The organism is Burkholderia lata, from assembly GCF_902499025.1.
Taxonomy (GTDB): Bacteria; Pseudomonadota; Gammaproteobacteria; order Burkholderiales; family Burkholderiaceae; genus Burkholderia; species Burkholderia lata_C.
In genome coordinates this window covers 90,209-117,123 of record NZ_CABVPW010000006.1, presented here as the reverse complement: position 1 = coordinate 117,123, position 26,915 = coordinate 90,209, and the positions used below count along the sequence as shown (strand labels likewise).

The following is a 26,915-nucleotide window of genomic DNA, read 5'->3' as shown; positions in this document are numbered from 1 at the left end:
CCGCCCGCCGTCAAGGCACCAGCACGACCCCGCCCGTCGTCGCGCGCGACTCCAGCAGCCGGTGCGCATCGGCCGCCTGCTCGAGCGGCAGCCGCGCGCCGATCTCCATATGCATCCCGCCCGCCAGCCGTTCGAGCGTCGCGCGCGCCGCCTCCCGATAGCCGTCGACGTCACGCGCGATGAAGCCGAGCACGCTCGGCCGCGCGAGCGCGATCGACCGCGCCGGCCCCAGTTCGTCGAGATCGAACGTCTGCCGCGCGCCGATCGCGGCCACCTGCCCGATGCTCGCGACCATCCCGAACGGACGGACCGCGCCGAGCGTACGCGTCAGCACGTCGCCGCCGATCCCGTCGATCGCGTAATCGACCCCCGCGCCGCCGCCGAACGCGCGGGCCGCCGCGACAAAATCCTCCTCACGGTAATCGACGACCGCGTCGGCGCCATGCGTGCGCGCGAGCGCGGCTTTCGCGGACGACCCGACCGTGCCGATCACCCGCGCGCCGAGCGCACGCGCCCACTGCGTCGCCAGCAGCCCGACACCGCCGGCCGCCGCATGCACGAGCACCGTGTCGCCGGCGCCGACCTGCCGGACGCGATGCAGCAGCATGTAGACGGTGATCCCTTTCAGCAGCCCAGCTGCGGCGGCTTCATCGCTCAGGCTGTCGGGAATCGGCAGCACGCGCTCGGCCGGCATCGTGCGCAGGCTCGCATAGCTGCCGGTCGGCATGCCCGCATAGGCGACACGCTGGCCGGGAACGAGATCCATCACGCCCGGCCCGACCGCGTCGATCACGCCGGCCGCCTCGACGCCTAGCGCGTCCGGCAGCGCGGGCAACGCATGCGCACCGGTCCTGAAATAGATGTCGACGAAATTCACGCCGATCGCGGTCTGGCGGATCCGCACTTCGCCGGCGCCGGGCGGCGCGACGGGCGCATCGACGCGGCGCAGCACGCCGGCGTCGCCGTAACGGTCGATCCCGATCCGGATGGCAGTGGCAGTCTGGGTCATGACGTTCCTCGTAATCGAATGAAGTGACACGATCATCCCATCGTGCATAATCGAACGGAATTCACGCCACGCGCCCATCTACTGTGCAAAATTCGACCGATCAGGATCCCGTTCCCGCGTCCGCACTGCCGATGAGCTGGGACGACATCCGCTATTTCCTCGCGGTGATGCGCGGCGGCAGCCTGTCGGCCGCCGCACGGGCGCTGCAGGTCCAGCATTCGACGGTCGCGCGGCGCATCGACGCGCTGGAGTCCGCGCTCGGCATCCGGCTGTTCGACCGGCTGCCGCGCGGCTGGCCGCCGACCGACGAAGGGCTGCACCTTGCCGAGCACGCCGCACGCCTCGAAACCGACGCGCACGCGTTCGCGCGCGCCGCCCAGGGCGCGGCGGCACTCGACGGCGTGGTGCGCATATCGGCGTCACCGGTGTTCGCCAGCCACTTCCTCGCGCCGCGGCTCGCCCGCGCGCAGCGTGCGTGGCCGTCGCTGCGGATCGACCTGCTGGGCGAGATGCACGCGGCGAATCTGTATGCGCGCGAAGCCGATCTCGCGGTGCGGCTGTCGCGGCCGACCGAGCCGGGGCTCGCCGCGCGCCGGCTCGGCACGATGCGCTTCGCGCTGTGCGCGTCGCCGGAATGGGCGGACGCACCGCCCGACACCTGGCCGTTCGTCGGCTACGACGACGCGCTCGCGCAAACGCCGCAGCATCAGTGGCTCGCCCGCTTCGCGGCCGGACGCCGTTTCGCGTTCGTCACCAACGACCTGGCCGCGCAGCATTGCGCGTGCGCGGCCGGCGCCGGCGTCGCGCTGCTGCCGCGGTTTCTCGTCGACGATCCGGCCGCGCACGCCGGTGCACCGCTCGTCGAGCTGACGGCCGCGCCGCGTTGCGACATCGAGCGCGAGATCTGGCTCGTGGTCCACCCGGACGTGCGCCGGTCGCCGCGCGTGCAGCGCGTCGCCGACGCGATCGCCGATGCCGTTCACGCGGCGGACGGCCGGCTGTAGGCGGCCGCCTCCGCACCCGGCTTTGCCATGCGCTCCGGCGGCCGGCATAGTAGCGGTTTGCGTTCCGAATTCGCCGGACCTGCCGCCATGCCCACCGCCCCCGCCTGTGTCGTTCGCGACGCGACCGACGCCGACCTCGATGCGATCCACGCGATCTATGCGCACCACGTGCACCACAGCGTCGCGTCGTTCGAGGAAACGCCGCCCGACGTCGCCGAACTGCGCGTGCGCCGCGACGCGGTGCTGCGCCACGGGCTGCCGTATCTCGTCGCCGAATGCGACGGCCGCGTGGCCGGCTACGCGTACGCGACGCGATACCGCACGCGCAGCGCATACCGCTTCACGATCGAGGATTCGATCTACATCGACGATGCGCAGCGCGGACGCGGAATCGGCCGCGCGCTGCTCGCGGCACTGATCGAACGCTGCGAGGCCGGCCCGTGGCGGCAGATGATCGCGGTGATCGCCGACGGCGGCACCGGCGGCTCGACGTCGCTGCATCGCGCGTTCGGCTTCGAGCCGGCCGGCATGCTGAAGGCGGCCGGTTTCAAGCACGGCCGCTGGATCGATACGGCGCTGCTGCAGCGCCCGCTCGGCGACGGCGCGAACACGCGCCCCGTCTCGCCGGAGCCTGTCGCGTCGCGCTAGAATGGCCGCATGTCAAAACAGACTCATTCCACACCCGACGAGGCGGCGCCGGACTCCCGCAACGAGTACACGGTCGACGAACTTGCACGCGTGTCCGACACGACCGTGCGCAATGTCCGCGCCTACCAGGATCGAGGTTTGCTCGCGCCGCCGGAAAAGCGCGGCCGCGTCGGCATCTACGACGACACGCACGTCGCGCGCCTGAAGCTGATCAACCACCTGCTCGCGCGCGGCTACACGCTGTCGAACATCCAGGACCTGATCAAGGCGATCGACGAAGGCCACGACCTGCGCTCGATCCTCGGCCTCGAAAACGCGATCGGCGGCCGCTGGTCGCACGAACTGCCGAAGACCTATTCGCTCGCCGCGCTCGCGCAGATGTTCGGCCCGCAGGCCACCACGCAGTTGTCGCGCGTGACCGAACTCGGCCTGCTCGAACGGCGCGGCCTGTCGTTCGTCGCGAAGAGCCCCGCGCTGCTCGAAGCGGCAGCCGCGATGACGAAGGAAGGCATCCCGCCGCGCGAACTGCTCGACGTGATCAGCCTCGCACGGCCGCATTTCGACGCGATCGCGCGACTGCTCGTCGATCTCGTCGTGAAGCGGCTCGACCGCTACGACGCCGACACGCTGCCGCCCGCCACCGACGTGCCCGAGCTGGTCGACGCGATCTGGCGCCTGCGCCCGCTTGCGGCCGTGTTCGTCGAAGGCGAGACGAACCGCGCACTGGAAACCGCGGCGAGTGCGTATCTCGGCGGCCGCGTCGCGACGATCCTCGACAAGAAGCTCAGCGACGAGGCCGCGCGACAGTCCGGCACGCCGGCATCGAAAGACGACAGCGACGAAGCGTAAGCGTGCTGCCGTCATATTGATATCGGCAATGCTTCGTTTGCGGGCACGATCGCCCATGCGACGATTCTTCCAACCGAGCGGCACCGCCGCTCGCCCGAAGATGTTCTGCATGGAGTCCGTTCGATGATTCGCTTCACCCGCTGGATCGCCCGCACCGCCGCCGTCACCACGCTCGTCGCGCTGTCCGCCGCGTCGGCCTTCGCGCAAGGCGGCGCCGACAAGGTCGTGCGCATCGGTTACCAGAAGGCCGGCCTGCTGTCGGTCATCAAGGCACAAGGTTCGCTCGAAGCGCGGCTCAAGCCGCTCGGCTATGGCGTGCAGTGGTTCGAATTCCCGGCCGGCCCGCAACTGCTCGAAGCGCTGAACGCGAGCAGCATCGACTTCGGCTATACGGGCGCGCCGCCGCCCGTGTTCGCACAGGCGGCCGGCGTGCACTTCGTCTATGTCGGCGCGGAACCGCCGGCGCCGCACAACGAAGCCGTGGTCGTGAAGGCCGATTCGCCGATCCGTTCGGTCGCCGGCCTGCGCGGCAAGAAGATCGCACTGCAGAAGGGTTCGAGCGCGAACTACCTGCTGCTCGAAGCGTTGAAGAAAGCCGGCGTGCGTTACGACGAAATCCGCCCCGTGTACCTTGCGCCGGCCGACGCGCGCGCCGCGTTCGAGAGCGGCAACGTCGATGCATGGGTCGTCTGGGATCCGTACTATGCAGCCGCGCAGAATGCGCTGAAGGTGCGCACGCTGTCCGACTACACGGGCCTCGCGGCGACCAACAACTTCTACGAAGCCACGCGGGACTTCGCGCAGCAGCATCCGGACGTGGTCGGCGCGATCCTGAAGCAGGCGCGCGAGACGGGCCAGTGGGTCAACACGCATCCGGCCGACACGGCCGCGCTGATCGCACCGAAGGTCGGCCTGCCGCAACCGCTCGTCGAGACGTGGATCAAGCGCGTCCCGTTTGGCGCGGTGCCGCTCGACGAAAAGATCGTCGCGGCCCAGCAGGGTGTCGCCGATGCGTTTTATGCAGCAAAGCTGATTCCGCAGAAACTGACCGTGGCCGACAACGCATGGGTCGATAAAAGCGTGCAGAGTGCGCTCGCGGCGAAGTAGCGGGAACGCAGCGCGCCTGGTTCGAAAAGGCCGATGGGCACACGACTCGTCGGCCTAACCTCCACGTCATGCCGGGTAGCGCGCAGCCAGGCAGGGCCACATCGCTTCCTCCGCAAAACAGCTCGCCTGGGGAAACAGTTACAAGTTAGCGATTGACGCCGGCACCGCCCAGCGGTTAATGTGTCGGTCGAAGTTCAAGAAGTCCGATTGCTGTTCATCAATTGATCGCTCCTCAGCGGTATTCGTTGTCCTCTCCCTCCTTGACGCTTCACGTGCTCTATTACAGAGCAAATCTTCATATTTTTTCTCAAGGAATCTTCATGGATACCGGTATCGTCAAGTGGTTCAACGACAGCAAAGGCTTTGGCTTCATCACGCCCGACAACGGCGGCGACGATCTCTTCGCCCACTTCTCCGAAATTCGCGCCGACGGCTTCAAGACGCTGGCTGAAAATCAGAAGGTGAGCTTCGAGACGAAGCAAGGCCCGAAGGGTCTGCAAGCGGCCAACATCAAGCCGCTGTAAAGTTTGAAGGACCCGGCCTCCCGTAACGGGCGCCGGGTTGCAGCGACATCCTCGCGGAGATTGGTCTCCCAAAGTTGGCGCAATTGCTCTTAGCTGCAACGGTTCATTCAGCAGCTCGCCGAGCGCCACACGCCTCGTTGCACTTCATTCCCCCTCTGGCTGCCAAGCCCTTTTCGCTTTACGACTGCTTCAGATTCAGCTCGCAATGGCTTTGAATCGGCGTACCCGTGCACATTCCGCACGGCACGCGCGCACTCGAACATCATTAAAATTAAAATGCATAACGAACAAATTCAACAGTACAACGGCTATGCCGTCCAACCCTCGGCGCATCGTTTGCCCGACGGTAGTTTTTCCTCCAACCTGCTGCTCGAGCGCGCCGGTAGCCCACGCACCGAAGGCCGCTACCAGTTCTATTCGCTCGATTACTTCGCGAGCGAGGAGCAGGCGTTGCAGCATTCGGCCCGCTGGGCACGCAACTGGGTCGACACGCGCGGTTAAAGGCAACGCGCCGGCACCAGCCGACTCATCGCACCGCTTCAAAGATCGTCGTTCGACGACAACCACTCGGGTTCAGACGAACCCAGTGCGCGCGCCGGATAAAGCCATCGGAGCGGTGCATCGCCGATCTGCACGGGCGGGAGGAGCCGGGATGCCGGCCCCCACGACGTCGGTTCGACGTGCTCCGCACGATCGCGTTGACCGTCGGCGACCAGTTCGACCACCTCGCTCATCGGCTCCGACCGCAACTGCAACTCGGCCGCCGTGCGCGCCAGCGAAGCGCGCACCTCCGTACCGACGCCCTCTTTCATTCGCGTCGTCAGCCCGCGAATGGCGGCCGTCGCCATCAGGTAGCCCGTCGCGTGGTCGATGGCCTGAACGGGCAGGTTCACCGGCTCGTCGCTGCCCGTCACGCGCATGCCCGCCTCCGCGATTCCCGTGCTCGTTTGAATGAGGCTGTCGAAGCCGCGCCGGCAACGCCATTCACCGCCCCAGCCATAAGCGTCGAGCGATACGTCGATGAGCGCGGGATTCAGTTCGCGCCGACGCGCCGCATCGAGCCCGAGGCGCGCGAGCGCATCGGCCCGGTACCCGTGAACGACGATATCCGCGCGGCGCAGCAACTGCTTGAGCGTATCGAGATCCGCGCCATCCTTCAGGTTCAGCCGCGCACACCGCTTGCCGAGGACGACTTCGGGCACCGTGCCCGGTTCTTCCCAGCCGTACGGATCGATACGCAACACATCGGCACCCAGGCCCGCAAGAAAGCGCGTCGCCACAGGGCCGGCGAGAATGCGCGTCAGGTCGAGCACGCGAATGCCGCGCAACGGCCGGTCTCTCGCAGGCCGCCACGCATGTGCGACGGCATCGGTCGCGGCATGAACATGCAGCAGCGGTTCGGTTGCGACCGCCTTGCCCTGCGGATGCCCGGCCCACTCCTGCGCCGAGTACATCGCGGCGGCACAACCGCCGCGCTCGACGATCGCGTCTTCGAGCACACCGGCATCCCATCGATTCACCGCTTGCGCGACCGACTGCGCGTCGGCGGCACAGTCGAGCACCGACAACGCGGCCAGTCGATGATGCGGCGCGTTGGTGTGCAAGCGGATCCACCGATCGCGCGCCCGGTAGTTGCCGGCCACCGGATCCCATTGAGGCGGCATCGTCCAGCCCTGCGGACGCAGCGACGTGCCGAACCACAGCGACGCCATGCGCCGGTCGACCCGCACCACCGGCAACGCCCCGGTCGACGCATGCAGCAATTCGGCAACGGACGTCCCTGCCGCGCCGATCGCCGCCGTGGCCATGTCGGTTACGCGAAACGCGGACACCAGTTCTCCCGCGCCACTGAAGCTGCACGATTCGGGAAAAGCCTCCGCCCCGCCCGCCGCCCGCCAGAACGTCCGCAGATGACGCGACACCCGATCCTCATCGAATGCGGCCCGTTCACTCGACATTTGATCGACTCGCATGTTCGCCTCGCATGAATTAGGTGAGGCAAAGATCGTCTCGCTCGCATTTGCTGTCAACGTTGATTATCCTGATCAACCTGTCGAACGATTCCCCCTGCGCACGATGTCGAACTACCTGAATTCGACCGAAGCCGCGGCAAGGCTCGGTGTCTCGCGGCAAACCCTCTATGCGTACGTCAGCCGCGGCCTGCTTCGCGCGGAACCGGGCGGCAGTCACCGTGAAAGCCGCTACCTCGCGGCCGACGTCGACCGCCTCGCCGATCAACGCGCACGCGGCCGCAAGCCGAAGGAAGTGGCGAAGGCCGCGCTGAACTGGGGCTCGCCCGTGCTCGAATCGAGCATCACGTTGATCGATGGCGGCCGGCTCTTCTATCGCGGTGTGGATGCACTCGATCTCGCTGCCCGCGCGAGTCTCGAGGAAGTCGCGGCGCTGCTATGGCGATGCGACGAGCAGACCGCTTTCGGCCGTCGCGTCCCCGCGACGCCCCCGGTACTGCGAACGCTTTTCAGGCACTACAACGATCAACGCGCCGAGCAGGCGCTGCTCCCGCTCTTCACCGTCGCAAGCGAGGATGCGCCGACGGCGATCTGGCAGCCGTCGGCCGATCGTCAGGCGCAGGGTTGCGGCGATCTCGTGCGGATTCTGGCGGCATGCCTGCTGCGCACCCGGATCGATACGGCACCCATCCACGCGCAATGCGCGCGGGCATGGGGCGTCGGGCCTGCGGGCGCCGAACTGATCAGGATGGCGCTCGTGCTGTGCGCGGATCACGAGTTGAACGCGTCGAGCTTTACGGGGCGATGCATTGCGTCGACGAACGCGAGCTTGCGGGCCGTCGTGGTCGGCGGCCTGGCCGGCCTGTCGGGCGAGCGGCACGGCGCCACCACCGCGCGTGGCGAAGCACTGTGGGACGAGCTGGGTAATAAGGACGTCGAGCAAAAAATGGCCGTGCGTCTCGCCCGGGGAGACGGCTTGCCGGGCTTCGGACATGCGCTCTATCCGGACGGCGATGTGCGCGCGACGTATCTGTTGTCGCGGATCCTGCCGCGCCATCCTCAATGGAGAAGGATGATCGATGCCGGGAGCGCGCTCGTTGGCCACAAGCCCTCGCTGGATCTCGCGCTGGTGGCACTGCGCCGGCATTTGCGGCTTCCCGTCGGCGCCGCATTCGGCCTGTTCGCGCTTGGTCGCTCGATCGGCTGGATCGCGCATGGGCTGGAGCAGCGCGAGCAATCCGATCTCATCAGGCCGCGTGCGGTTTATACGGGGACCTGGCCTGACGGCGCCTGCGTCGGGGCGGATCATGCGCGATCGCGCGGACGGTCGGGAAAGCAGCAAACGACGCATCGCGCGGCTCCGGAAAGCGACATGCTTGCGGCTTTCTTCAGGAGTCGATAGTTTTTCGCTTGATGTGATGACGTCGGCGCACATCGTCGGTGACACGACAACGCCTCGTTAGCGTACGGAGGCAGCCACCCGCTGACGTTTCGCGGATTTCGCCAACGGGTCGCCAAGGCCCCTCCACGGAAATCCGCGAAGACTGCTTTCACCGGCCACATGACAGGCAAACAGCACACCGCACATCGATCCGGCGATGCGCGCACCGCACCGGCAGCACGCGCATGCCGACTTACTTCAGCGTCCCCGCCACCTTCTTCTGCCGCCACAGGCACAGCAAGTCACACGCGACATGCGCGGCCGCGATCGCCGTGATGTCCGCGTGGTCGTACGCGGGCGCGACCTCGACCACATCCGCGCCGACCAGGTTCACTGCGCCGAGCGCGCGCACGATCGCGAGTGCCTGTGCCGACGACAGCCCACCGGCGACCGGCGTGCCCGTACCGGGCGCGAACGCCGGATCGAGGCAATCGATATCGAAAGTCAGATACGCGGGACGCGCGCCGACGATATCGACGATCCGCTCGACCGCCGCGCGCGCACCATGGTCATGCACCCACGCCGCATCGAGCCGCTCGATCCCGAGAAAGTCGTCGTTCCACGTGCGAATCCCGACCTGCACCGATGTCGCCGGATCGATCAGCCCTTCCTTCACGGCCTTGTAGAACATCGTCCCGTGATTGAGGCTGTCCGGATCGTCGTCGGCCCACGTGTCGCAGTGCGCGTCGAAATGGATCAGCGACAGCGGCTTGCCGTAGCGCTCCGCATGCGCGACCAGCAGCGGATACGTGATGTAGTGGTCGCCGCCGAGCGTCAGCATCTTCGCGCCGGAACCGAGGATCGTGCGCGCATGCTCGACGATCGCGGGCTTGATCGACAGCGGGTTGTGCGCGTCGAACCAGCAGTCGCCGTAGTCGACAGCCGCGAGATCGTCGAACGGGTTGAAGCCCCACGGGTACGGATGAAGCTCCGCGAGCTGCACGCTCGCCGCGCGGATCGCCGCCGGGCCGAGCCGCGCGCCGGAGCGATAGGTCGTCGCGAGGTCGAGCGGCACGCCGGAGATCGCGACGTCGACACCTTCGAGTTCGCGCGAATAGTTGCGGCGCATGAACGACAGCACGCCCGCATAGGTGTTTTCGATCGACGAGCCGTACGGCGTCGTGCGACGGATCGCGCCGTCGCCGTGGAGAAGTTCGGTCATGGTCGGACCTGTTTTCGTGGGGAGGTCAGCCTGCCCCGCTTCGCATGAGCGCACGGGCCGGGCACGGCATGGATTCATCGGGCCCGCACCGGCTGGGCATCCAGTCGCGCGGCCGGGCGGAACAACGACAGCGACAGCAACAACCACATCGACAACGGCAATACCGCGGCGATCATAGCAAGCCGAATTGAAGTCGTTGCCCCGGTTCAACCGGGGCAAAGCGCAGAAGGCAACCGCTCCCGCACCGCCTTCGATTCCTAGAAGGATTCGCCGGTTTTCGCCCGCCCTTTCTTCCGGATAATGGCCGACAGCCGCGCCCTCGACCGCGCACCGTCCACCGCAGACAACAACAAACCGGAGACACCCGCCTTGATCGCCACCCTTCCCGCCACCTACCGCCGGCTCTGGCCGCTCGCCGTCGTCGCCGCGCTGCTATATGGACTTTCGCTCGCCGCGGCGCCCTATCCCGGCCAGGCCGCCGCGAAAGCCGCGATGGGCATCCTGTTGCTCGCGGCGGGCAGTACCTGCGGCGCGCCACGCGAACGCGCGTGGCTGTGCGCGGCGCTCGTGACGGCCGTGCTCGGCGACGTGCTGCTCGCGCTGCCCGACTGGCCGCTGTCGTTCGTCCTCGGCCTCGGCGCGTTTCTGCTCACGCACCTGTGCTACTGCGCGATCTTCATGCGCTGGCGCGCCCGCCCGCATGGCTGGCGCATCGCCGCGCTCGTCGGGCTGTGGATCGCCGCACCGGCGTTCTACGTGGCGTTCTTCCCGCACCTCGGCGAGCTGATCGCACCGGTCGCCGTCTACATGCTCGTGCTGTGCGCCATGGCGAGCTTCGCGCTCGCCGCCCGCACGCGCGGCCCGCTGGTGGCCATCGGCAGCCTGATCTTCGTCGGCTCCGATACGCTGATCGGCGTCGGCCGCTTCCTCGGCGGCTTTCCGGGCATCGATTACCTGATCTGGGGCCTCTACGCGCTCGCGCAGGTCACGATCGTGGCCGGGGTTTTCCATGAGACGGCCGCCCGCTCGATCCGTCCCTGATACTGTTTCAAACAGACCGCCGCGCGCCGGCGGTCTCGTCTATGCCCTCTCTCGCCCTGTCGACGGCCCTTTCCGCGCATCCCGCATGGCGGAAACCGGCCCGTTCCAAACCCCGCTCAGCCTTTTCCCGTCTGGCTTCCGGCCCTTAGAGCGCCGCTTCTAGCCTCTTGCGGTTTCCGGGCTCACCCACTATCGTTACATCAAACAATGTAACATTCGAAAATGAGCCAAATCGGAGACACCCGGATGAATGCTCGCACGTTGCCTTTCGGTCCGCCCGGCCACGACGGCCTGGACGAAACCATCGACATCGCCATCATCGGCACCGGCTTCGCCGGCCTCGGGATGGCGATCCGCCTGCGTCAAACAGGCGTGACCGACTTCGTCGTCCTCGAGAAGGCCGCGTCGGTCGGCGGCACGTGGCGCGACAATCATTACCCCGGGTGTGCATGCGACGTGCAATCGCACGTCTATTCGTTCTCGTTCGCGCCGAACCCGCGCTGGACGCGCATGTTCGCGCCGCAGCCGGAAATCCGCGCCTATCTGGAAGACTGCGTGCAGCGCTTCGGGATCGGCGCGCACCTGCGCCTGAACCACGAGCTGCAGCGCGCCGAGTACGACGAGGCCGCGCAACGCTGGCGCCTCACGTTCGCGAACGGCAAGCGGCTGTCCGCGCGCGTGCTGGTGTCGGGGATGGGCGGCCTGTCGCGCGCCGCGCTGCCGTCGATTCCCGGCGTCGAGAACTTCAAGGGCCGCGCGTTCCACTCGCAGCAGTGGGATCACGACTATGCGCTTGAAGGCAAGCGCGTCGCGGTGATCGGCACCGGCGCGAGCGCGATCCAGTTCGTGCCGCAGATCGCGCCGCGCGTAAAGGAACTCGCGCTGTTCCAGCGCACGCCGCCGTGGATCATGCCGAAGCCCGACCGCAACCTCACCGGGCTCGAGAAGTGGCTGTTCCGCACGCTGCCGTTCACGCAGAAGGCCGTGCGCAGCAGCATCTACTGGATGCTCGAATCGCGCGTGCTCGGCTTCGCGATCCATCCGTCGCTGATGAAGAACGTGCAGAAGCTCGCCCTGCGCCACATCCGCAAGCAGATTCCCGATCCGGAGCTGCGCAAGACCGTCACGCCGAACTACACGCTCGGCTGCAAGCGCGTGCTGATCTCGAACGACTACTACCCGGCGCTGTCGCGCAAGAACGTCGACGTGATCACGACCGGCATCGACCACATCGATGCCGACGCGGTCGTGACGACCGACGGCCGCCGCCATGAAGTCGACTGCCTGATCTACGGCACCGGCTTCCAGGTGGCCGATCCGTATCCGCGCGGCGCGATCATCGGCCGCGGCGGGCTCGACATCGTCGATGCATGGCGCGACGGCGCGCACGCGTATCTCGGCTCGACGCTGCCGGGCTACCCGAACTTCTTCATGATCGTCGGCCCGAACACGGGCCTCGGCCACAACTCGATGGTGTTCATGATCGAGTCGCAGATCGAGTACATCCTCGGCGCGCTGCAGACGATGCACCGCGAACGGGCGGACGCGATCGAGGTGCGCCCGCTCGTCGAGGCGCAATTCAACAGCGACCTGCAGGGCAAGCTTAAGAAAGCGATCTGGTCGACGGGCGGCTGCAAGAGCTGGTACCTCGATCCGCGCACCGGCAAGAACACGACGCTGTGGCCGGGCTTCACGTGGCGCTTCCGCCAGGCGACCGCGCACTTCTCGATCGCCGACTACCACGCGTATCGCGCGCCGCAACACGACACGACCGCGCGGCCCGTCGCCGCGCCCGCCGCTTCCGCTTCGACTTCCACGTCCGCCGAAGCGGCCTGAGCCAGACAAGGAGCAACCGACATGAGAGATTTCGCCAACAAGGTCGCCGCGATCACGGGTGCCGGCTCGGGCATGGGCCGCTCGCTCGCGATCCAGCTCGCGCAGGCCGGCTGTCACGTATCGCTCGCCGACAAGAACGCCGTCGGCCTCGCCGAAACCGAGCGGATCGTCCGCACGATCGCGCCGAACGTGCGCGTGTCGACGCGCGTCCTCGACGTCGGCGACCGCGAAGCAATGTTCGCGTGGGCCGACGACACCGCGAAGGAACACGGCAAGGTCAACCTGATCTTCAACAACGCGGGCGTCGCGCTGTCGAGCACGATCGAAGGGATGGAATACAGCGATCTCGAGTGGATCGTGAACATCAACTTCTGGGGCGTCGTGCACGGCACGAAGGCGTTCCTGCCGCACCTGAAGGCATCGGGCGACGGCCACGTGATCAACACGTCGAGCCTGTTCGGGATCTTCGCGCAACCGGGCATGAGCGGCTACAACGCGACCAAGTTCGCGGTGCGCGGCTTCACCGAATCGCTGCGCCAGGAACTCGACATGATGAAGTGCGGCGTGTCGGCAACCTGCGTGCATCCGGGCGGCATCCGCACGAACATCGCGCAGGCCAGCCGGGTCTCGAAGAACATGGTCGGCTTCATGGTCGCGAGCGAGCAACAAGGCCGGGACACGTTCGAGAAGTTCTTCATCACGACCGCCGACGATGCCGCGCGCACGATCCTCGCCGGCGTGCGCAAGAACAAGCGCCGCGTGCTGATCGGCCGCGACGCGAAGGCCGGGGACTGGATGGCGCGCGTCCTGCCGTGTGCGTACCAGGCGCTCGTCGTGCTCGCGACGCGCCGCGAGGCCGCGAGGGCCCGCCGCGACGCCGCACGCGGCACGCCGGCGCCCGCACCGCTGCACGCCACCTACAACAATGCAGGCAACCAGGGAGGTGAACAATCATGACGACCCCGAACATGATGCCCGTGCGGCGCGACATCCGTTTCGCGCTGCCCCCCGAACGCGCACGTGACTGGCACGTGCAGGGCGTACCGGTCACGCACTTCATGAACGCGCTGTCGCTGCTGTTCCCGGCCGGCGAACGCTTCTTCATGGATTCGGTGCGCAACTATCGCGACCGGATCGAGGATCCGGAGCTGAAGAAGCAGGTGCTCGGCTTCATCGGCCAGGAAGCGATGCACACGCGCGAGCACATCGAATACAACGACCTGCTGCAGTCGTCCGGCCTGCCCGCGCACAAGCTCGACAAGCGCCTGTGGACGATCCTCGGCTGGTTCAAGAAGGTGCTGCCGCATTCGATGCAGCTCGCGATCACGATCGCGCTCGAGCACTACACGGCGATCCTCGCGAACCAGCTGCTGTCGGGCCACGAGCACCGGATCGACGGCTCGGTCGAAGGCTACCAGCAGATGTGGATGTGGCATGCGATGGAGGAAACCGAGCACAAGGCCGTGTCGTACGACGTATGGACCACCGTGATGAAACCCGGCCTCGGCAGCTACCTGCTGCGCACGGGCACGATGCTGACGACGACGCTGCTCTTCTGGACCATCGTGTTCGACTTCCACGTGCGACTGATGCGTGCGCACCGTCGCGAACACGGCAAGTTCGGCGGCATGTGGCGCCTCGTGAAGTACCTGTACGGCCCGAAGCACGGCGTGTTCCCGAGCATCGCGCGCGAATGGCTCGACTACTTCCGCCCGGGCTTCCACCCGTGGGACCACGACAACCACCAGTACCTGCAGGGGCTCGACACGCTGCTCGAGAACATCGACGCGACCAATGCGCGCTACGCCGCGCAAGCCGCCCCGCGCCGCGTGCCGCTGCACCCGGTTCCGCAGGCATGACGCCATGGCGCGCGCCCACGAGATGCTGACCGTCCAGTCCGGCGACGTGAAACTCGCCGTCTACGTAAGCGGGTCGCGTCGCGCCCCGCCGCTGATCCTCGTGCACGGCTACCCCGATTCGGCAGCCGTGTGGGCGCCGATCCGGGCGCGGCTCGCGAAGCGCTACCGCGTGATCGCGTACGACGTGCGCGGCGCCGGTGCGTCCGATGCGCCGCGCCGCCGCGCCGACTACACGCTCGAACGGCTCGCCGCCGACCTGAAGGCGGTGGCCGATGCGACGTGCGGCGGCCGGCCGTTCCATCTCGTCGGCCACGACTGGGGCTCGATCCAGTGCTGGGAGGCCGTGACCGACCCCGCGTTCCGCGGCCGGATCGCGTCGTACACGTCGATCTCGGGCCCGTGCCTCGATCACGTGTTCCGCGCGAAGATGCGGCTCAAGCAGAGCCTGAAGTCGTGGTACATCGCGTTCTTCCACCTGCCGCTTGTGCCGTCGCTGGTGTGGCGGCTCGGCGGCGCGGCATTGTGGCCGCGCTGGCTGCAGCTCACCGAACGCGTGCGCGCCGAGCGCGACCCCGTGCAACTGAAAAACGCGCTGAACGGCCTGCAGCTGTACCGTGCGAACTTCATCGCACGGGCACGCAAGCCGCGCGAACGGTACGCGCAGGCACCCGTGCAGATCCTGGTGCCGGTGCGCGACCGCTATGTGACGCCCGAGATGTCGGTCGACCTCGACCGCTGGCTCGGCGACCACGTGCGCGAGGAAATCGACGGCACGCACTGGATCGTGCTGCGCCACCCCGACATGATCGCGTCGCGGATCGACCGCTTCGCGTCCGCGCAGGAGCGGCCGGCGCTCGCCCCGGCCGCGGCCAGGGTTCAGCGCACCGCGGGCGCCGGCGCCGGCAGGCGTCTGAACAGCGTCTCGTAATCGACGACGAGCCCGTCGTCGTCGATTGCCATCTCGGCCGTGAAGTCGCGGAAGATTCCTTCGTAGCGGTAGCGCCGGCCCGGCTCGAGGCACGCGTAGGCCTGCTTGACCGGCGTGACCTTCAGGTCCGGCGTCGAGATGTACGCGACGTCGATCGGCCGCCGCTCGCCGCGCGCGAGCCCGAGGCGGCCGATCGGCAGCGAATTCGTGAACGGCGTCGCCGCGATGTCGATGTCGATGCAGCCGTCGAGTTCCGGCAGTGCGCGGCCTGAACCATCGTGCCAGCGGCCGGCGCCGTCGCTGCGCAGTTCCAGCGTGCCGCCGCCCATCACCTTGAGCACCGCGTAGGTCACGCGCCAGTGCGCGTCGCACTCGACGCGATAAGCGAGCCCGTACGCACGGCCATACCGCTGGCCGACCACCGCGCTTTCGACGACGATCCCGCCGCCGCTCCGGTCGAACGTCAGATGTTCGACCCCGTCGCCTTCGAGCGACGCCCAACGCACTTCGCGCATCGTTCCGCCTCCCGGTTTTCCCGATGCGAGGCATCGTCGCACGAATCGCCCGACGAAGGTGCCGGCCACCGTCAGGATTCGCGTCCCGAACGGGCAGCCCCGCCGAAAGGGCCAACGGCGCGGCGTTCGGGCACGAGTCGACATCCGGATTCACCGTTTCGGGGCATCGACCACAAATCCTGACTATCCAGAATTCCCTATTCCGGTGCATGGGATTGTGTCCTATGCTCGCGGCTCGTCCTGTTCCGCCGCCATCATGCCTACCGCCCGCCCCGTCCCGCCGTCGATCGACCTGCGTATCCTGCTGCGCGGCATCGGGCAGATCGTGCTGCAGGCAAATGCACTCACCGGTACGCTGCTGCTCGCGGCTCTGGCGCTGACCGACCTGCGGCTCGCGAGCGCGGCGCTGGTCGGCTCGGCCGCCGCCAGCATGACGGCCGTGCTGACGGGCGCCGAGCGCCGCGACGTCGAACAGGGGCTGCACGGCTTCAACGGCGCGCTCGCCGCGCTGATCGCCGTGCTGTGCGCGCCCCATCAACTCACCGCCGTCGCGCTGGTGCCGCTGGCCTCGATCGGCGCGGCGCTCGTGCAGCGCGCGATGCGCTTGCCGCTCGCACGCTGGCGCCAGTGCCCGTATTCGAGCCCGTGCCTCATCGTCACCGCGCTGTGGCTACCGTTTGTCGCGCTGCAGCATGCCAGCGGCACGATGGCCGGCCCGGCGCTGACGCTTGTTTCCGCCGCCGATGCCCTTCTTTCAGGCATCGCCCAGACCACCTTCGCGCAAGGCGCATGGGCCGGCGTGTCGATCGTCGCCGGCCTTGCCGTCGCGTCGCGCCGCGCGGCCGCGTTCGCGCTCGGCGGCGCGCTGGTATCGACCGTGCTGCTGGTCGCGCTCGGCGCCAGCGGCGCATCGTTCGCCGACGGCCTGCTCGGCTTCAATGGCGCACTCGCCGCGCTCGCGCTGATGCCGCGCGGCCCGCGCGCGGCACTCGCGGCCGCCGCACTGGCCGCGCTGATCCAGTGGCTCGCGACGCGCGCCGGCATTCCCGCGTTCACGGCCCCGTTCGCGCTCGCGTCGTGGGTCACGGTGGCCGTCGCGCGCCGCTTCACCCTCGGAGAACCCGATGTCGTCATTCGCACACCGTCCTGATGCCGTGAAACCCGGCGGCCCGATCTCGGACGCCGAACGCCGGATGCGCGTCGACCTCGCCGCCGCGTACCGGCTCGTCGCGCTGAACGGCTGGGACGACCTGATCTACACGCACCTTTCCGCAACCGTGCCCGGCGAGCCCGGCCACTTCCTGATCAACCCGTTCGGCCTCACGTTCGACGAAGTCCGCGCGTCGAATCTCGTGAAGATCGACCTGGCCGGCAACCGGATTGGCGACAGCGAGCATGCGGTCAACGTGACGGGCTTCGCGCTGCATGGGGCCGTGCACGCCGCACGCGCCGACGCCGTGTGCGTGATGCATCTGCACAATACGGCCGGCATCGCCGTGTCGATCCAGCGCGACGGGCTGCTGCCCGCGTCGCAGCACGCGTTGCGGTTTCATGGCGACCTCGGGTACCACGACTACGAGGCGCTCGCATTCTCGCCGGCCGAAGGCGCGCGGCTGACCGCGAGCCTCGGCGCGAAATCCGCGATGCTGCTGCGCAACCACGGCACGCTGACGGTTGGCCGCACCGTGGCCGAAGCCTATGTGCTGATGGATACGCTGATCAAGGCGTGCGACATCCAGGTGCGCGCGCAGGCCGGCGGCGGGCCGCTCGTGCTGCCCGACCCGGCCGTCGCAGACCGGACCGCAGAACAACTGCGCGACGGCGGCGCGATCGAGGGCGAACTGGAATGGCCGGCGCTGCTGCGCCGGCTCGACCGGATCGATCCGACGTATCGCGACTGACGCCGCCGGCTTCCCCCGAATCATTCATCCCAACCATCGGAGCACTCCGTCATGCCGACTTTCAATATCCAGCTCTTCGAAGGCCGCACCGTCGACCAGAAGCGCGAATTCGTCGAAGCCATCACGCGCGTCACGTGCGAGACGCTCGGCTGCGAGCCTGGCTCGGTCGATATCATTCTCACCGACGTGAAGAAAGAGAACTGGGCGACGGCGGGGAAGCTGTGGAGCGACGAGCGCTGAGCGTCCCCTCAGATAGACTGCGCGCCGCCGGACCACGATAGCGCGCAGCCTTCGTTTCTCTGCCGCAGGTTCGCCCTTACCTCTGCGCCATTTCATCAATTAGTTATCCCAATATATTAACGTTGACGCCACGAAATATTGCAATTAACTTTCATAGTCGAAACAAGCTTCAGAATTCGATTTATTTATTTCTCAAAATAGAACTTCATAACGAAACAAAAATCGCAAATCCACATTCGACAATCTAGCCAGCCAATCACCGTTCATCGGTGTTACCGCCAGCAATGAACCCGGCAAGTACGTCTACACCGATACTCCATTCATCATTGCAGGTAGACACCATGAAAATTAGGACCATCAAACGCTACTCCGCCGTCCTGCTGTTTTCGTTGATTTCATTCGCGAATCCGAGCGTTGGCAGCTCAGTTTCCACACAGCCCGACACCACATCGAATCCACACTCCGTCACACTTCATGAGGCATGGAAGGCTGACGAGAACGGGACGACGTACAAGATCGTCAAGATTGCTGCGAATCGCTTCCTGGTTGTCTATGGAAGCAAGGAGAATATTTCCGGATACGTCATCTACGACCAACTAGCCGGCTCAACCGGCACCGACTATGTTCCATGGACTTCGGCATCGTCCAGCGTCACGATCGGCGTTCAGGAGACGAGCCGAGGATCTATCGGCGTCATGCTGGGCAGCAACGGCGAAACAACCAGCTTCGTTGCACAACCTTATCGCTCCACCAATCAGGCTCGAGGCGCCATCCGTGCAGGAACGTGGCAGGCAACCATCTCCGATAGCCTTGTCCAGCTTCGCATCGACAAAAACCTCGTTGATGCATCAGTCGATATCGGCACGTGCAGACTGACGGGGAAAATACAACCGCTTCGCTCGGAAGACGGGTTGCGCTTGACGCTCTCTCCAGCAACGAAAGCCTGCGCGAGCAGGCTCAACCACGAATTTGACGCAACCTTGCTTTTTTCGGAGGATCTCGCCGTCATCTATACGACGAAGCGAGAATCAACGAACTTCATTTTCGTTGCACCTCCCGCAGTCGACAACACTCTAGGCATGACGCCGCAACCCAGAAACATGTCCTGTACGCAATGGAGAGCAATGTGTCGAGCCAAGTGTTCCGCAACGACTTTGCCAACCGGAAACTTCGGATTCAAATTCTGGAACTGCGTCAACAGCTGCAATGCGTTGGCAGGACGTTAACAAGGTGAGCACATGATTACAGACAAGCAAGCCGCAACCGCCCTGAACGATATGGTCTTACAAATGGGGGCTGATCTCGATCGCTCTCTACTGGCAGTCAAGGCATCCTGCCCGGATGCCGAATTCGTTGCCTATCGCGAATTCGTTTCCTCTCTGTTGAACACGATGCTGCTCGATTTCATGAACCCGCTCTACAAGCGGCATCCCGACCTGAAGCCGCCAGAACTGACCTGATTCACACACTGCAGCGCCCGCGACGGGCGCTGCACGCAGCCTCTTCCGGCCGCCTCTCGTTGTGCGCCCGCACATCGCTTTGTCACGCAATCGGCGCATAATGCCGGACAGACGCAGCAGCCGATGGCCACCCGACGAGGAGACCGCCATGGAAGCGAAGAACGAGGAAGTCGTCGCACACCTGCTCTCGGACGTCGTCGAATTCGCGCGCGGGCGCCTGCCCGAAGCCACGTTCCGGATCGTCGAACCCTTCCTGCGTCATTACTACGATTTCGTCGATGCCGACGATCTGCAAAGCCGCAGCATCGCCGATCTCTACGGCGCCGCGATGGCGCACTGGCAGACCGCCCAGAAATTCGTGCCCGGCAGCGAACGGCTGCGCGTGTACAACCCGATCCTCGACCAGCACGGCTGGCACTCGGACCACACGGTCATCGAGATCGTCAACGACGACATGCCGTTCCTCGTCGATTCGGTGACGATGGCCGTCAACCGCCTCGGGCTCGCGCTGCATTCGGCCCTGCACCCGGTATTCCGCATCTGGCGCGGCAGCGATGGCGGCATCGAGCGCGTCGATGCAGGCGGCGCGACGCCCGGCGACGGCCAGTCGCAGCTCGCGTCGTTCATCCATTTCGAAGTCGACCGCTGCGGCGATGCCGCGCTGCTCGACACGTTGCGCAACGACATCGCGCACGTGCTCGGCGACGTGCGCGCATCGGTCGAAGACTGGCCGAAGATCGTCGAGATCGCCCGCGCGACGATCAAGGAAATGAAGGCGCGCGAATCGACCGCGGAAGACATCGAGGCGCGCGCGTTCCTCGAATGGATGGCCGCCGATCACTTCACGTTCCTCGGCCAGCGCGACTACGCGCTGGTATCCGACGGCACCGGCTTCGGGCTGCGCGGCATCGAGGGCACCGGCTTCGGGATCCTGCGCGAATCGCTGCGCACGTCGGGCGCGCCCGACGTCACGCCGCTGCCGCAGGCCGCCGCCGACATCATCACCGGCTCCTGGCCGATCTTCCTGACCAAGGCGAATTCGCGCGCGACCGTGCACCGGCCCGGCTATCTCGACTATGTCGGCGTGAAACTCGTCGGCCCCGACGGCAAGGTCGCGGGCGAGCGCCGCTTCATCGGGCTCTACACGTCGACCGCCTACATGGTGTCGAGCGCCGAGATCCCGATCGTGCGCCGCAAGTGCGCGAACATCGTGCGGCGCGCGGGCTTCCTGCCGAAAGGACATCTCGGCAAGTCGCTCGTGACGGTGCTCGAAACCTATCCGCGCGACGAGCTGTTCCAGGCCGACGAAGACCAGCTCTACGACATCGCGCTCGGCATCCTGCGGCTGCAGGAACACCAGCGCACGCGCCTGTTCGTGCGGCGCGACCGCTTCGACCGCTTCGTGTCGTGCCTCGTGTTCGTGCCGCGCGACAAGTACAACACCGACCTGCGCCGGCGCATCGCGAAGCTGCTCGTCGATGCGTACAACGGCGTGAACGTCGAATTCACGCCGCTGCTGTCGGAATCGGCAATCGCGCGCATCCATTTCGTCGTGCATGCGGAACCGGGCACGATGCCCGACGTCGACACCCGCGAGCTCGAAACGCGGCTCGTGCAGGTCACGCGCCGCTGGCAGGACGACCTCGCAGACGCGCTGCTCGACGCATTCGGCGAGGAGCAAGGCAACCGCCTGCTGCAGCGCTATGCCGACTCGTTCCCGGCCGGCTATCGCGACGACTATCCGGCGCGCACCGCCGTGCGCGACATCGAGCTGATCGAGCGCGTGAAGGATTCGGGGCAGCTCGCGATGAACCTGTACCGGCCGATCGAGGCCGAGGCGCGTGCGTTCCGCTTCAAGGTCTATCGCGCGGGCGACCCGATCGCGCTGTCGCGCAGCCTGCCGATGCTCGAGCATCTCGGCGTGCGCGTCGACGAGGAGCGCCCGTACCGGATCCAGACACAGGACGCCGCGCATGCGTGGGTCCACGACTTCGGCCTCGAACTCGCCGACGACACCGAGTTCGACATCGAGCGCGTGAAAGGCCTGTTCGAGGATGCGTTCGACCAGATCTGGAGCGGCCGGATCGAGAACGACGACTTCAACCGCCTCGTGCTGCGCGCCCACCTGAGCGCACGCGAAGTGACGATCCTGCGCGCGTATGCGAAGTACCTGCGGCAAGTCGGCTCGACCTTCAGCGATGCATACATCGAGCGCGCGCTGACCGGCAACCCGGCGATCGCGCGGCAGCTCGTCGAGCTGTTCCTGCTGCGCTTCGACCCGGCCACCGGCGACACGCGCGACGTGCAGGCCGAACGGCTGCTGAAGGCGATCGAAGGCGCGCTCGACCAGGTGCCGAACCTCGACGAGGACCGCATCCTGCGCCAGTTCCTCGGCGTGATCAACGCGACCGAGCGCACCAACTACTTCCTGGTCGACGCGAACGGCGAATCGAAACCGTACCTGTCGTTCAAGTTCAATCCGGCGAAGGTGCCCGGCCTGCCCGAACCGAAGCCGATGTTCGAGATCTGGGTGTATTCGCCGCGGGTCGAGGGCGTGCACCTGCGCGGCGGGCGAGTCGCGCGCGGTGGCCTGCGCTGGTCGGATCGCCGCGAGGATTTCCGCACCGAGGTGCTCGGGCTGATGAAGGCGCAGATGGTGAAGAACGTCGTGATCGTGCCGGTCGGCTCGAAAGGCGGCTTCGTCGTGAAGAACCCGCCGCCGCCGAGCGATCGCGAAGCGTGGATGCGCGAAGGCATCGCGTGCTACCAGACCTTCCTGCGCGGCCTGCTCGACCTGACCGACAATCTGGCCGGCAACGCGATCGTGCCGCCGCCCGACGTGGTTCGCCACGATCCGGATGACCCGTACCTGGTCGTCGCCGCCGACAAGGGCACGGCCACCTTCTCCGACTACGCGAACGCGATCTCGCGCGAATACGGCTTCTGGCTCGACGACGCGTTCGCGTCCGGCGGCTCGGTCGGCTACGACCACAAGAAGATGGCGATCACCGCGCGCGGCGCATGGGAATCGGTGAAGCGGCACTTCCGCGAGATGGGCATCGATACGCAGACGACCGACTTCACGGTGGTCGGCGTCGGCGACATGTCGGGCGACGTGTTCGGCAACGGGATGCTGCTGTCGCCGCATATCCGGCTCGTCGCCGCATTCGATCACCGGCACGTGTTCCTCGACCCGAACCCCGATCCCGCGGCGAGTTTCGCCGAGCGCGCACGCATGTTCGCGCTCGAACGCTCGAGCTGGGCCGACTACGATCCGGCATCGATCTCGTCGGGCGGCGGCGTCTATCCGCGCACCGCGAAGACGATCCCGCTGTCGCCGGCCGTGCAGGCCGCGCTCGGCATCGACGCGCACGCACTGCCGCCGGCCGAGCTGATCCGCGCGATCCTGCAGGCGCCGGTCGACCTGCTGTACAACGGCGGCATCGGCACCTACGTGAAGGCCGCGCGCGAAACCCACCTGCAGGTCGGCGACCGCGCGAACGACGCGGTGCGCGTGAACGGCACGGACCTGCGCTGCAAGGTGGTCGGCGAAGGCGGCAACCTCGGCTGCACGCAGTTCGGCCGGATCGAGTTCGCGCAACGCGGCGGCCGCATCAACACCGATGCGATCGACAACTCGGCCGGCGTCGATTGTTCGGATCACGAAGTCAACATCAAGATCCTGCTCGGGCTCGTCGTGTCCGACGGCGAGATGACCGAGAAGCAGCGCAATGCGCTGCTCGCGGAGATGACCGACGAAGTCGGGCTGCTCGTGCTGCGCGACAACTACTACCAGACGCAGGCGCTGTCGATTGCCGGTCGCTACGCGGTCGAGCTGCTCGACGCCGAGGCGCGCCTGATGCGCTGGCTCGAACGCGCGGGCCGCCTGAACCGCGTGATCGAATTCCTGCCGACCGACGACGAAGTCGCGGAACGGCAAGCCGCGAAGCTCGGCCTCACGTCACCGGAACGCGCGGTGCTGCTCGCGTACAGCAAGATGTGGCTGTACGACGCGCTGCTCGAATCCGACGTGCCCGAGGATCCGCTGGTGGCCGCGATGCTCGTCGACTACTTCCCGAAACCGCTGCAGCAGCGCTTCAGCGAACCGATGCGCCGCCATCCGCTGCGCCGCGAAATTCTCGCGACGCATCTGACCAACGCGCTCGTGAACCGCGTCGGCAGCGCGTTCGTGCACCGGCTGATGGAGGAAACCGACGCGAAGCCCGGCGACATCGTGCGGGCATGCATCATGGCGCGCGACGTGTTCGACCTCGATGCGGTGTGGCGCGACATCGACGCGCTCGACAACCGTGTCGCCGACGACGTGCAGGCGCGCATGTTCGTCGATGTCGCACGGCTGCTGGAGCGCGCGGCGCTGTGGTTCCTGCGGCATCTGCAATCCGGCGCGGTGGCCGACGGCGGCGTCGCCGAGCTGATCGCGCGCTGCCGCGATGCGGCGGAGCGGCTTGCACCGCAACTGCCGTCGCTGCTGCCGGCCGACGATCTCGAAGCGCTGTCCGAGCGGCAGCGCGTGCTGGTCGAAGCCGGCGTCGACAGCGCGCTGGCGGTGCGCGTCGCAAGCGGCGACATCTCGGCCGCGCTGCTCGACATCGCCGAAGTGGCCGCGGCCAGCAACCGCAGCCTCGAACTCGTCGCGGGCGTCTATTTCTCGCTCGGCACGCTGCTCAATTACAGCTGGATCGGCGAGCGCGCGGCGACGCTGCCGACACCGACGCACTGGGACATGCTGGCGCGCGCGGCTGCGCTTGCGGAAGTTGCACGCCTCAAGCGCACGCTCGCGACGAGCGCGCTCGCGGAATCGCCGGATTCGACCACGCCGGAAACGATCGTCGGTGCGTGGCGTGAACGCCGCGAAGCCGCGCTCGCGCGCTACGAGCACCTGCTCGCGGACCTGCGCGCATCGGGCGGCGCGAGCCTCGCGGTGCTGCTCGTGGTCGTGCGTGAAATGGCGGTGCTCGAACGCGCTTGACGCGTGTGCTGAATGCGACGGCTCAGACCGTCGCGACCAGCAGCTCTTCCGCGTTGTTCGGCGGCCGCAGGCCGTCGGTGCGAGCGGCGAAATAGCGGCGTGTCAGATCGGCGGCCGATACATGCGCGGCCGCCGCGAAACCGGCCTCCCACGCGAGCGCCTGGATCTGCGCCGGCATGAAGAAGCTGATGAACGGCGTGCCGCTTGCGCGCGCGCCCTTCGCGGCCATTTCCAGCCCCGGACGCACGTCGGGATCCGCATGCTCCAGCGGCAGCAGGAACGTCATCGCGAGCGTCGAGCCCGGCGCGAGCGATGCGACTTCGCGCAACGCGGCCGCATTCGCGTCGTGCGTCAGGTACATGCTGACGCCGGTGGACACCACGACCGCCGGCTTGCCGGCATCGAAGCCCGCGCCGACGAGCGCAGCGCGCCAGGATTGCTTCGCCTCGAAATCGACCGGCACGAAACGCAGCCAGTCGGGCACGCCGAAGCCAAGCTCGACCAGACGGCGCTGCTTCCACGCCTGCGGCGCGGGCGGGTCGACTTCGAAGACGGTCACGCGCGACGCCATCTCCGGCCGGCGCTGCACGAAGCTGTCGAGGCCCGCGCCGAGGATCACGTACTGGCTCACGCCGCGCGCAGCCTGCTCGACCACCAGATCCTCGATGAAGCGTGCCCGCGCGACGATCGACGCACGGAACGGCCGCGTGAACTGCGGATCCATGTCGCCGCGCTGCTGCCAGCCGGGTTCCGGCGCGAGCAGCTGGAGCCCGACTTCGTCGGCGAGCACGTGCGGCGGCGCGTCGAGTTCGACGTGCAGCGCACGCCACAGCGCGACGCGCGCGGCGGTGCTGTCGGGGGCGCTTTCGCGGGGTTCGGTCATGGCCGCCTCACGCGCCCTGCTTGCCCGGCGCCTGCAGGCGCCATACACGACCGTCCGGGTCGCGCACGGTCATGTCGCGCGTGCCCCAGTGCGTGTCCTCGAACGGCGTGACAACGTCGACGATCGGCTGCGGCTGTACCGCCTGTTCGTTCGGCACCTTGAGCACGACCTGCATGTCCGGCGTCTCGCCCGGCGGTACTTCGGCGATGAACAGGAAGGGGCCGTCGCCATTGCGCAGCTGGCCCGAGTGGTGATCGGTTTCGAACTCCAGCGTGAAGCCCAGGGCCTGGAAGAACTTCGCCGACTTGCCCCAGTTGTGCGTCGTCAGGTACACGGCTTCGATTCGCTCGGATGACATGTCACTCCTCCTTGGTGGACGGCCCCGCGCCCGGCGGCGGCGCGGCCAGGTACGCGCGCAATGCGTCGGCCACCAGCGCGGACAGCGATTGCTCCGTTTCGATGGCGCGATGCTTGACCTGCCGGATCAGGCTCAGCGGCAGGTACACGTTGAATTGCTTGACTTCTTCGTCGGTCATGATTGCTAGTATGCTAGCAATCTAGCAAAAGTCAACCAGGGACGCGGCCCGTGTGTCGGGCCGCCATGGGCTGTCGTGAATCCGGGTTACGTCGCGGCGCGCGCCGCCAGCCGCGCGAACAGCGCGTCGAGATCGAATCCCGTCGTGTCGATGCCGATCGTGTCGCGCAGGCATGCGCCCCATGCGGCCGCATCGTCGAACGTGACGGCGTGCCCGACGCCCGCCGCGTCGCGGATCGTCAGCGTGGTGTTGCGCAGCGCGGCACGGCCGTCCGGCAGCACGCGGCAGGCGATCAGGTTATGCAGGAAGATCGATTCGGGATAGGTCGACGTGAACCAGTTCGCGGCGTCGTAATCGATCCACTCGACCCGCTTCGGCTGGAAGCGATAGGTGGTCTGCCAGCCGTCGGGCGTCTCGAACTGCACCTCGAATTCACCGTCGACCGGCGCGGCGACGACGCGGAACGCGCCGTGCGGTGTCAGCTGCCGCTCGTCCGGCACGAAACGCAGCGGCGCGGTCAGCGTGGCGCTGCCGAAGCCGATGTCCGCGAGCCAGGCCGCGCCGTCGAGGTCGATGCGCAGCAGCATGTGCGTATGCGCGGTGGCGACTTCCGGCGGCTGCATCCAGCGCACGCGCGCGATCATCGGCGTCACGCGAAAGCCGATCGTCGTGAGCGCGGTGTAGAACAGCTTGTTGAGTTCGAAGCAGTAGCCGCCGCGGCGATGCGCCAGCACCTTGTCGACGATCGACGGCAGGTCGAGCGCGACGCGCGCACCGGTCAGCGGATTGAGGTTTTCGAACGGAATCGCCTGCGGGTGCAGCAGATGCAGCCGGCGCAGCACGTCGAGCGTCGGCTCGACCGGGCCGTCGTAGCCGATGCGGGAGAAATAGCGCGAGAGGTCAAACGAGTCTGTCATGAACCTGCACCGAAAAAAGGGACACGCCACGATAGCATCGTGCGAAATCCCCATGTTGTGCGGGGCCATCTTCGTCGTCGCGCGCGATGCCGGCA

The 26,915-nt window shown here is 67.0% G+C and carries 26 protein-coding genes; 18 read left to right on the top strand and 8 right to left on the bottom strand.

What is annotated here, in order from left to right; all coding sequences use genetic code 11:
- Positions 1-10: 10 nt before the first annotated feature.
- Positions 11-1,009 (bottom strand): quinone oxidoreductase family protein, encoded by a 999-nt coding sequence (locus BDI24065_RS08140; protein WP_175030779.1) that lies wholly within the window; start codon positions 1,007-1,009, stop codon positions 11-13.
- Positions 1,010-1,140: 131 nt separating this feature from the next.
- Between BDI24065_RS08140 and BDI24065_RS08135 the strand changes: the two genes are divergently transcribed.
- The 6 genes from BDI24065_RS08135 to BDI24065_RS08110 all read left to right on the top strand — a co-directional run bounded on the left by BDI24065_RS08135 (position 1,141) and on the right by BDI24065_RS08110 (position 5,642).
- Entirely contained in the window at positions 1,141-2,013 is an 873-nt protein-coding gene (locus BDI24065_RS08135; protein WP_175030878.1) for a LysR family transcriptional regulator, read from the top strand.
- Between the two features lie 87 nt (positions 2,014-2,100).
- Complete coding sequence (locus BDI24065_RS08130; RefSeq protein WP_175030778.1) at positions 2,101-2,661, top strand: GNAT family N-acetyltransferase; 561 nt, start codon at positions 2,101-2,103, stop codon at positions 2,659-2,661.
- Positions 2,662-2,670: 9 nt separating this feature from the next.
- Entirely contained in the window at positions 2,671-3,510 is an 840-nt protein-coding gene (locus BDI24065_RS08125; protein WP_175030777.1) for a MerR family transcriptional regulator, read from the top strand.
- A 123-nt stretch (positions 3,511-3,633) separates the two neighbouring features.
- Complete coding sequence (locus tag BDI24065_RS08120) at positions 3,634-4,617, top strand: sulfonate ABC transporter substrate-binding protein (protein ID WP_175030776.1); 984 nt, start codon at positions 3,634-3,636, stop codon at positions 4,615-4,617.
- A gap of 320 nt (positions 4,618-4,937) precedes the next feature.
- Complete coding sequence (locus BDI24065_RS08115; RefSeq protein ID WP_006485974.1) at positions 4,938-5,141, top strand: cold-shock protein; 204 nt, start codon at positions 4,938-4,940, stop codon at positions 5,139-5,141.
- Positions 5,142-5,417: 276 nt separating this feature from the next.
- On the top strand, positions 5,418-5,642 hold the full coding sequence (locus BDI24065_RS08110; protein WP_175030775.1) for a hypothetical protein: 225 nt from the start codon (positions 5,418-5,420) through the stop codon (positions 5,640-5,642).
- A gap of 38 nt (positions 5,643-5,680) precedes the next feature.
- Here the strand turns inward: BDI24065_RS08110 and BDI24065_RS08105 are convergent, their stop codons facing one another.
- Positions 5,681-7,114, bottom strand: a complete 1,434-nt coding sequence (locus BDI24065_RS08105) for a CoA transferase (RefSeq protein WP_175030774.1) — start codon at positions 7,112-7,114, stop codon at positions 5,681-5,683.
- 103 nt (positions 7,115-7,217) lie between these two features.
- On the opposite strand from BDI24065_RS08105, the gene BDI24065_RS08100 reads away from it, so the two are divergent.
- Positions 7,218-8,513: a citrate synthase family protein gene (locus BDI24065_RS08100; protein ID WP_175030877.1), complete on the top strand. Its 1,296-nt coding sequence runs from the start codon at positions 7,218-7,220 to the stop codon at positions 8,511-8,513.
- 232 nt (positions 8,514-8,745) lie between these two features.
- On the opposite strand, the gene speB is transcribed toward BDI24065_RS08100, so the two are convergent.
- Positions 8,746-9,714 (bottom strand): agmatinase, encoded by a 969-nt coding sequence (speB, locus tag BDI24065_RS08095; RefSeq protein WP_175030773.1) that lies wholly within the window; start codon positions 9,712-9,714, stop codon positions 8,746-8,748.
- 369 nt (positions 9,715-10,083) lie between these two features.
- On the opposite strand from speB, the gene BDI24065_RS08090 reads away from it, so the two are divergent.
- The 5 genes from BDI24065_RS08090 (at position 10,084) to BDI24065_RS08070 (ending at position 15,378) form a co-directional block, all read left to right on the top strand.
- Positions 10,084-10,755 (top strand): lysoplasmalogenase, encoded by a 672-nt coding sequence (locus BDI24065_RS08090; RefSeq protein ID WP_175030772.1) that lies wholly within the window; start codon positions 10,084-10,086, stop codon positions 10,753-10,755.
- Between the two features lie 246 nt (positions 10,756-11,001).
- Positions 11,002-12,591, top strand: coding sequence for a flavin-containing monooxygenase (locus tag BDI24065_RS08085; RefSeq protein WP_175030771.1), 1,590 nt, complete (start codon positions 11,002-11,004; stop codon positions 12,589-12,591).
- 21 nt (positions 12,592-12,612) lie between these two features.
- On the top strand, positions 12,613-13,548 hold the full coding sequence (locus tag BDI24065_RS08080) for an SDR family NAD(P)-dependent oxidoreductase (protein WP_175030770.1): 936 nt from the start codon (positions 12,613-12,615) through the stop codon (positions 13,546-13,548).
- Positions 13,545-14,450 (top strand): metal-dependent hydrolase, encoded by a 906-nt coding sequence (locus tag BDI24065_RS08075; RefSeq protein ID WP_175030769.1) that lies wholly within the window; start codon positions 13,545-13,547, stop codon positions 14,448-14,450. The genes BDI24065_RS08080 and BDI24065_RS08075 overlap by 4 nt, the downstream gene beginning before the upstream one ends.
- 4 nt (positions 14,451-14,454) lie before the next feature.
- Positions 14,455-15,378: an alpha/beta fold hydrolase gene (locus BDI24065_RS08070; RefSeq protein WP_175030768.1), complete on the top strand. Its 924-nt coding sequence runs from the start codon at positions 14,455-14,457 to the stop codon at positions 15,376-15,378.
- Here BDI24065_RS08070 and BDI24065_RS08065 read toward each other — a convergent pair.
- Complete coding sequence (locus BDI24065_RS08065; RefSeq protein WP_175030767.1) at positions 15,327-15,893, bottom strand: putative glycolipid-binding domain-containing protein; 567 nt, start codon at positions 15,891-15,893, stop codon at positions 15,327-15,329. The genes BDI24065_RS08070 and BDI24065_RS08065 overlap by 52 nt on opposite strands.
- 256 nt (positions 15,894-16,149) lie before the next feature.
- On the opposite strand from BDI24065_RS08065, the gene BDI24065_RS08060 reads away from it, so the two are divergent.
- The 6 genes from BDI24065_RS08060 (at position 16,150) to BDI24065_RS08035 (ending at position 24,484) form a co-directional block, all read left to right on the top strand.
- On the top strand, positions 16,150-17,043 hold the full coding sequence (locus BDI24065_RS08060) for an urea transporter (RefSeq protein WP_175030766.1): 894 nt from the start codon (positions 16,150-16,152) through the stop codon (positions 17,041-17,043).
- Positions 17,018-17,794 carry a class II aldolase/adducin family protein gene (locus BDI24065_RS08055; RefSeq protein ID WP_175030765.1) on the top strand — a complete coding sequence of 259 codons (777 nt, stop codon included), beginning with the start codon at positions 17,018-17,020 and terminating at the stop codon, positions 17,792-17,794. The genes BDI24065_RS08060 and BDI24065_RS08055 overlap by 26 nt, the downstream gene beginning before the upstream one ends.
- A 51-nt stretch (positions 17,795-17,845) precedes the next feature.
- A complete protein-coding gene (locus tag BDI24065_RS08050; RefSeq protein ID WP_069251875.1) occupies positions 17,846-18,034 on the top strand; it encodes a 4-oxalocrotonate tautomerase in 189 nt (62 codons plus the stop codon).
- A gap of 341 nt (positions 18,035-18,375) precedes the next feature.
- Positions 18,376-19,260: a hypothetical protein gene (locus BDI24065_RS08045; RefSeq protein WP_175030764.1), complete on the top strand. Its 885-nt coding sequence runs from the start codon at positions 18,376-18,378 to the stop codon at positions 19,258-19,260.
- A 12-nt stretch (positions 19,261-19,272) separates the two neighbouring features.
- Complete coding sequence (locus tag BDI24065_RS08040) at positions 19,273-19,494, top strand: hypothetical protein (RefSeq protein ID WP_175030763.1); 222 nt, start codon at positions 19,273-19,275, stop codon at positions 19,492-19,494.
- A 148-nt stretch (positions 19,495-19,642) separates the two neighbouring features.
- Positions 19,643-24,484 (top strand): NAD-glutamate dehydrogenase, encoded by a 4,842-nt coding sequence (locus BDI24065_RS08035; RefSeq protein WP_175030762.1) that lies wholly within the window; start codon positions 19,643-19,645, stop codon positions 24,482-24,484.
- A 22-nt stretch (positions 24,485-24,506) separates the two neighbouring features.
- On the opposite strand, the gene BDI24065_RS08030 is transcribed toward BDI24065_RS08035, so the two are convergent.
- From BDI24065_RS08030 to BDI24065_RS08015, 4 genes are all read right to left on the bottom strand, one after another.
- Positions 24,507-25,367 carry a class I SAM-dependent methyltransferase gene (locus BDI24065_RS08030; RefSeq protein WP_175030761.1) on the bottom strand — a complete coding sequence of 287 codons (861 nt, stop codon included), beginning with the start codon at positions 25,365-25,367 and terminating at the stop codon, positions 24,507-24,509.
- Positions 25,368-25,374: 7 nt separating this feature from the next.
- On the bottom strand, positions 25,375-25,725 hold the full coding sequence (locus tag BDI24065_RS08025; RefSeq protein ID WP_175030760.1) for a VOC family protein: 351 nt from the start codon (positions 25,723-25,725) through the stop codon (positions 25,375-25,377).
- 1 nt (position 25,726) lies between these two features.
- Positions 25,727-25,903 carry a ribbon-helix-helix domain-containing protein gene (locus tag BDI24065_RS08020; RefSeq protein ID WP_039344130.1) on the bottom strand — a complete coding sequence of 59 codons (177 nt, stop codon included), beginning with the start codon at positions 25,901-25,903 and terminating at the stop codon, positions 25,727-25,729.
- 86 nt (positions 25,904-25,989) lie between these two features.
- Positions 25,990-26,820: an arylamine N-acetyltransferase family protein gene (locus tag BDI24065_RS08015; protein WP_175030759.1), complete on the bottom strand. Its 831-nt coding sequence runs from the start codon at positions 26,818-26,820 to the stop codon at positions 25,990-25,992.
- Between the last annotated feature and the right edge of the window lie 95 nt (positions 26,821-26,915).

Bases quoted from the DNA above. Each gene is read 5' to 3' on its own strand.
- BDI24065_RS08140 (WP_175030779.1), bottom strand. From the start codon at position 1,009: ATGACCCAGACTGCCACTGCCATCCGGATCGGGATCGACCGTTACGGC.
- BDI24065_RS08135 (WP_175030878.1), top strand. From the start codon at position 1,141: ATGAGCTGGGACGACATCCGCTATTTCCTCGCGGTGATGCGCGGCGGC.
- BDI24065_RS08130 (WP_175030778.1), top strand. From the start codon at position 2,101: ATGCCCACCGCCCCCGCCTGTGTCGTTCGCGACGCGACCGACGCCGAC.
- BDI24065_RS08125 (WP_175030777.1), top strand. From the start codon at position 2,671: ATGTCAAAACAGACTCATTCCACACCCGACGAGGCGGCGCCGGACTCC.
- BDI24065_RS08120 (WP_175030776.1), top strand. From the start codon at position 3,634: ATGATTCGCTTCACCCGCTGGATCGCCCGCACCGCCGCCGTCACCACG.
- BDI24065_RS08115 (WP_006485974.1), top strand. From the start codon at position 4,938: ATGGATACCGGTATCGTCAAGTGGTTCAACGACAGCAAAGGCTTTGGC.
- BDI24065_RS08110 (WP_175030775.1), top strand. From the start codon at position 5,418: ATGCATAACGAACAAATTCAACAGTACAACGGCTATGCCGTCCAACCC.
- BDI24065_RS08105 (WP_175030774.1), bottom strand. From the start codon at position 7,114: ATGCGAGTCGATCAAATGTCGAGTGAACGGGCCGCATTCGATGAGGAT.
- BDI24065_RS08100 (WP_175030877.1), top strand. From the start codon at position 7,218: ATGTCGAACTACCTGAATTCGACCGAAGCCGCGGCAAGGCTCGGTGTC.
- speB (WP_175030773.1), bottom strand. From the start codon at position 9,714: ATGACCGAACTTCTCCACGGCGACGGCGCGATCCGTCGCACGACGCCG.
- BDI24065_RS08085 (WP_175030771.1), top strand. From the start codon at position 11,002: ATGAATGCTCGCACGTTGCCTTTCGGTCCGCCCGGCCACGACGGCCTG.
- BDI24065_RS08080 (WP_175030770.1), top strand. From the start codon at position 12,613: ATGAGAGATTTCGCCAACAAGGTCGCCGCGATCACGGGTGCCGGCTCG.
- BDI24065_RS08075 (WP_175030769.1), top strand. From the start codon at position 13,545: ATGACGACCCCGAACATGATGCCCGTGCGGCGCGACATCCGTTTCGCG.
- BDI24065_RS08070 (WP_175030768.1), top strand. From the start codon at position 14,455: ATGGCGCGCGCCCACGAGATGCTGACCGTCCAGTCCGGCGACGTGAAA.
- BDI24065_RS08065 (WP_175030767.1), bottom strand. From the start codon at position 15,893: ATGCGCGAAGTGCGTTGGGCGTCGCTCGAAGGCGACGGGGTCGAACAT.
- BDI24065_RS08060 (WP_175030766.1), top strand. From the start codon at position 16,150: ATGCCTACCGCCCGCCCCGTCCCGCCGTCGATCGACCTGCGTATCCTG.
- BDI24065_RS08055 (WP_175030765.1), top strand. From the start codon at position 17,018: ATGTCGTCATTCGCACACCGTCCTGATGCCGTGAAACCCGGCGGCCCG.
- BDI24065_RS08050 (WP_069251875.1), top strand. From the start codon at position 17,846: ATGCCGACTTTCAATATCCAGCTCTTCGAAGGCCGCACCGTCGACCAG.
- BDI24065_RS08045 (WP_175030764.1), top strand. From the start codon at position 18,376: ATGAAAATTAGGACCATCAAACGCTACTCCGCCGTCCTGCTGTTTTCG.
- BDI24065_RS08040 (WP_175030763.1), top strand. From the start codon at position 19,273: ATGATTACAGACAAGCAAGCCGCAACCGCCCTGAACGATATGGTCTTA.
- BDI24065_RS08035 (WP_175030762.1), top strand. From the start codon at position 19,643: ATGGAAGCGAAGAACGAGGAAGTCGTCGCACACCTGCTCTCGGACGTC.
- BDI24065_RS08030 (WP_175030761.1), bottom strand. From the start codon at position 25,367: ATGACCGAACCCCGCGAAAGCGCCCCCGACAGCACCGCCGCGCGCGTC.
- BDI24065_RS08025 (WP_175030760.1), bottom strand. From the start codon at position 25,725: ATGTCATCCGAGCGAATCGAAGCCGTGTACCTGACGACGCACAACTGG.
- BDI24065_RS08020 (WP_039344130.1), bottom strand. From the start codon at position 25,903: ATGACCGACGAAGAAGTCAAGCAATTCAACGTGTACCTGCCGCTGAGC.
- BDI24065_RS08015 (WP_175030759.1), bottom strand. From the start codon at position 26,820: ATGACAGACTCGTTTGACCTCTCGCGCTATTTCTCCCGCATCGGCTAC.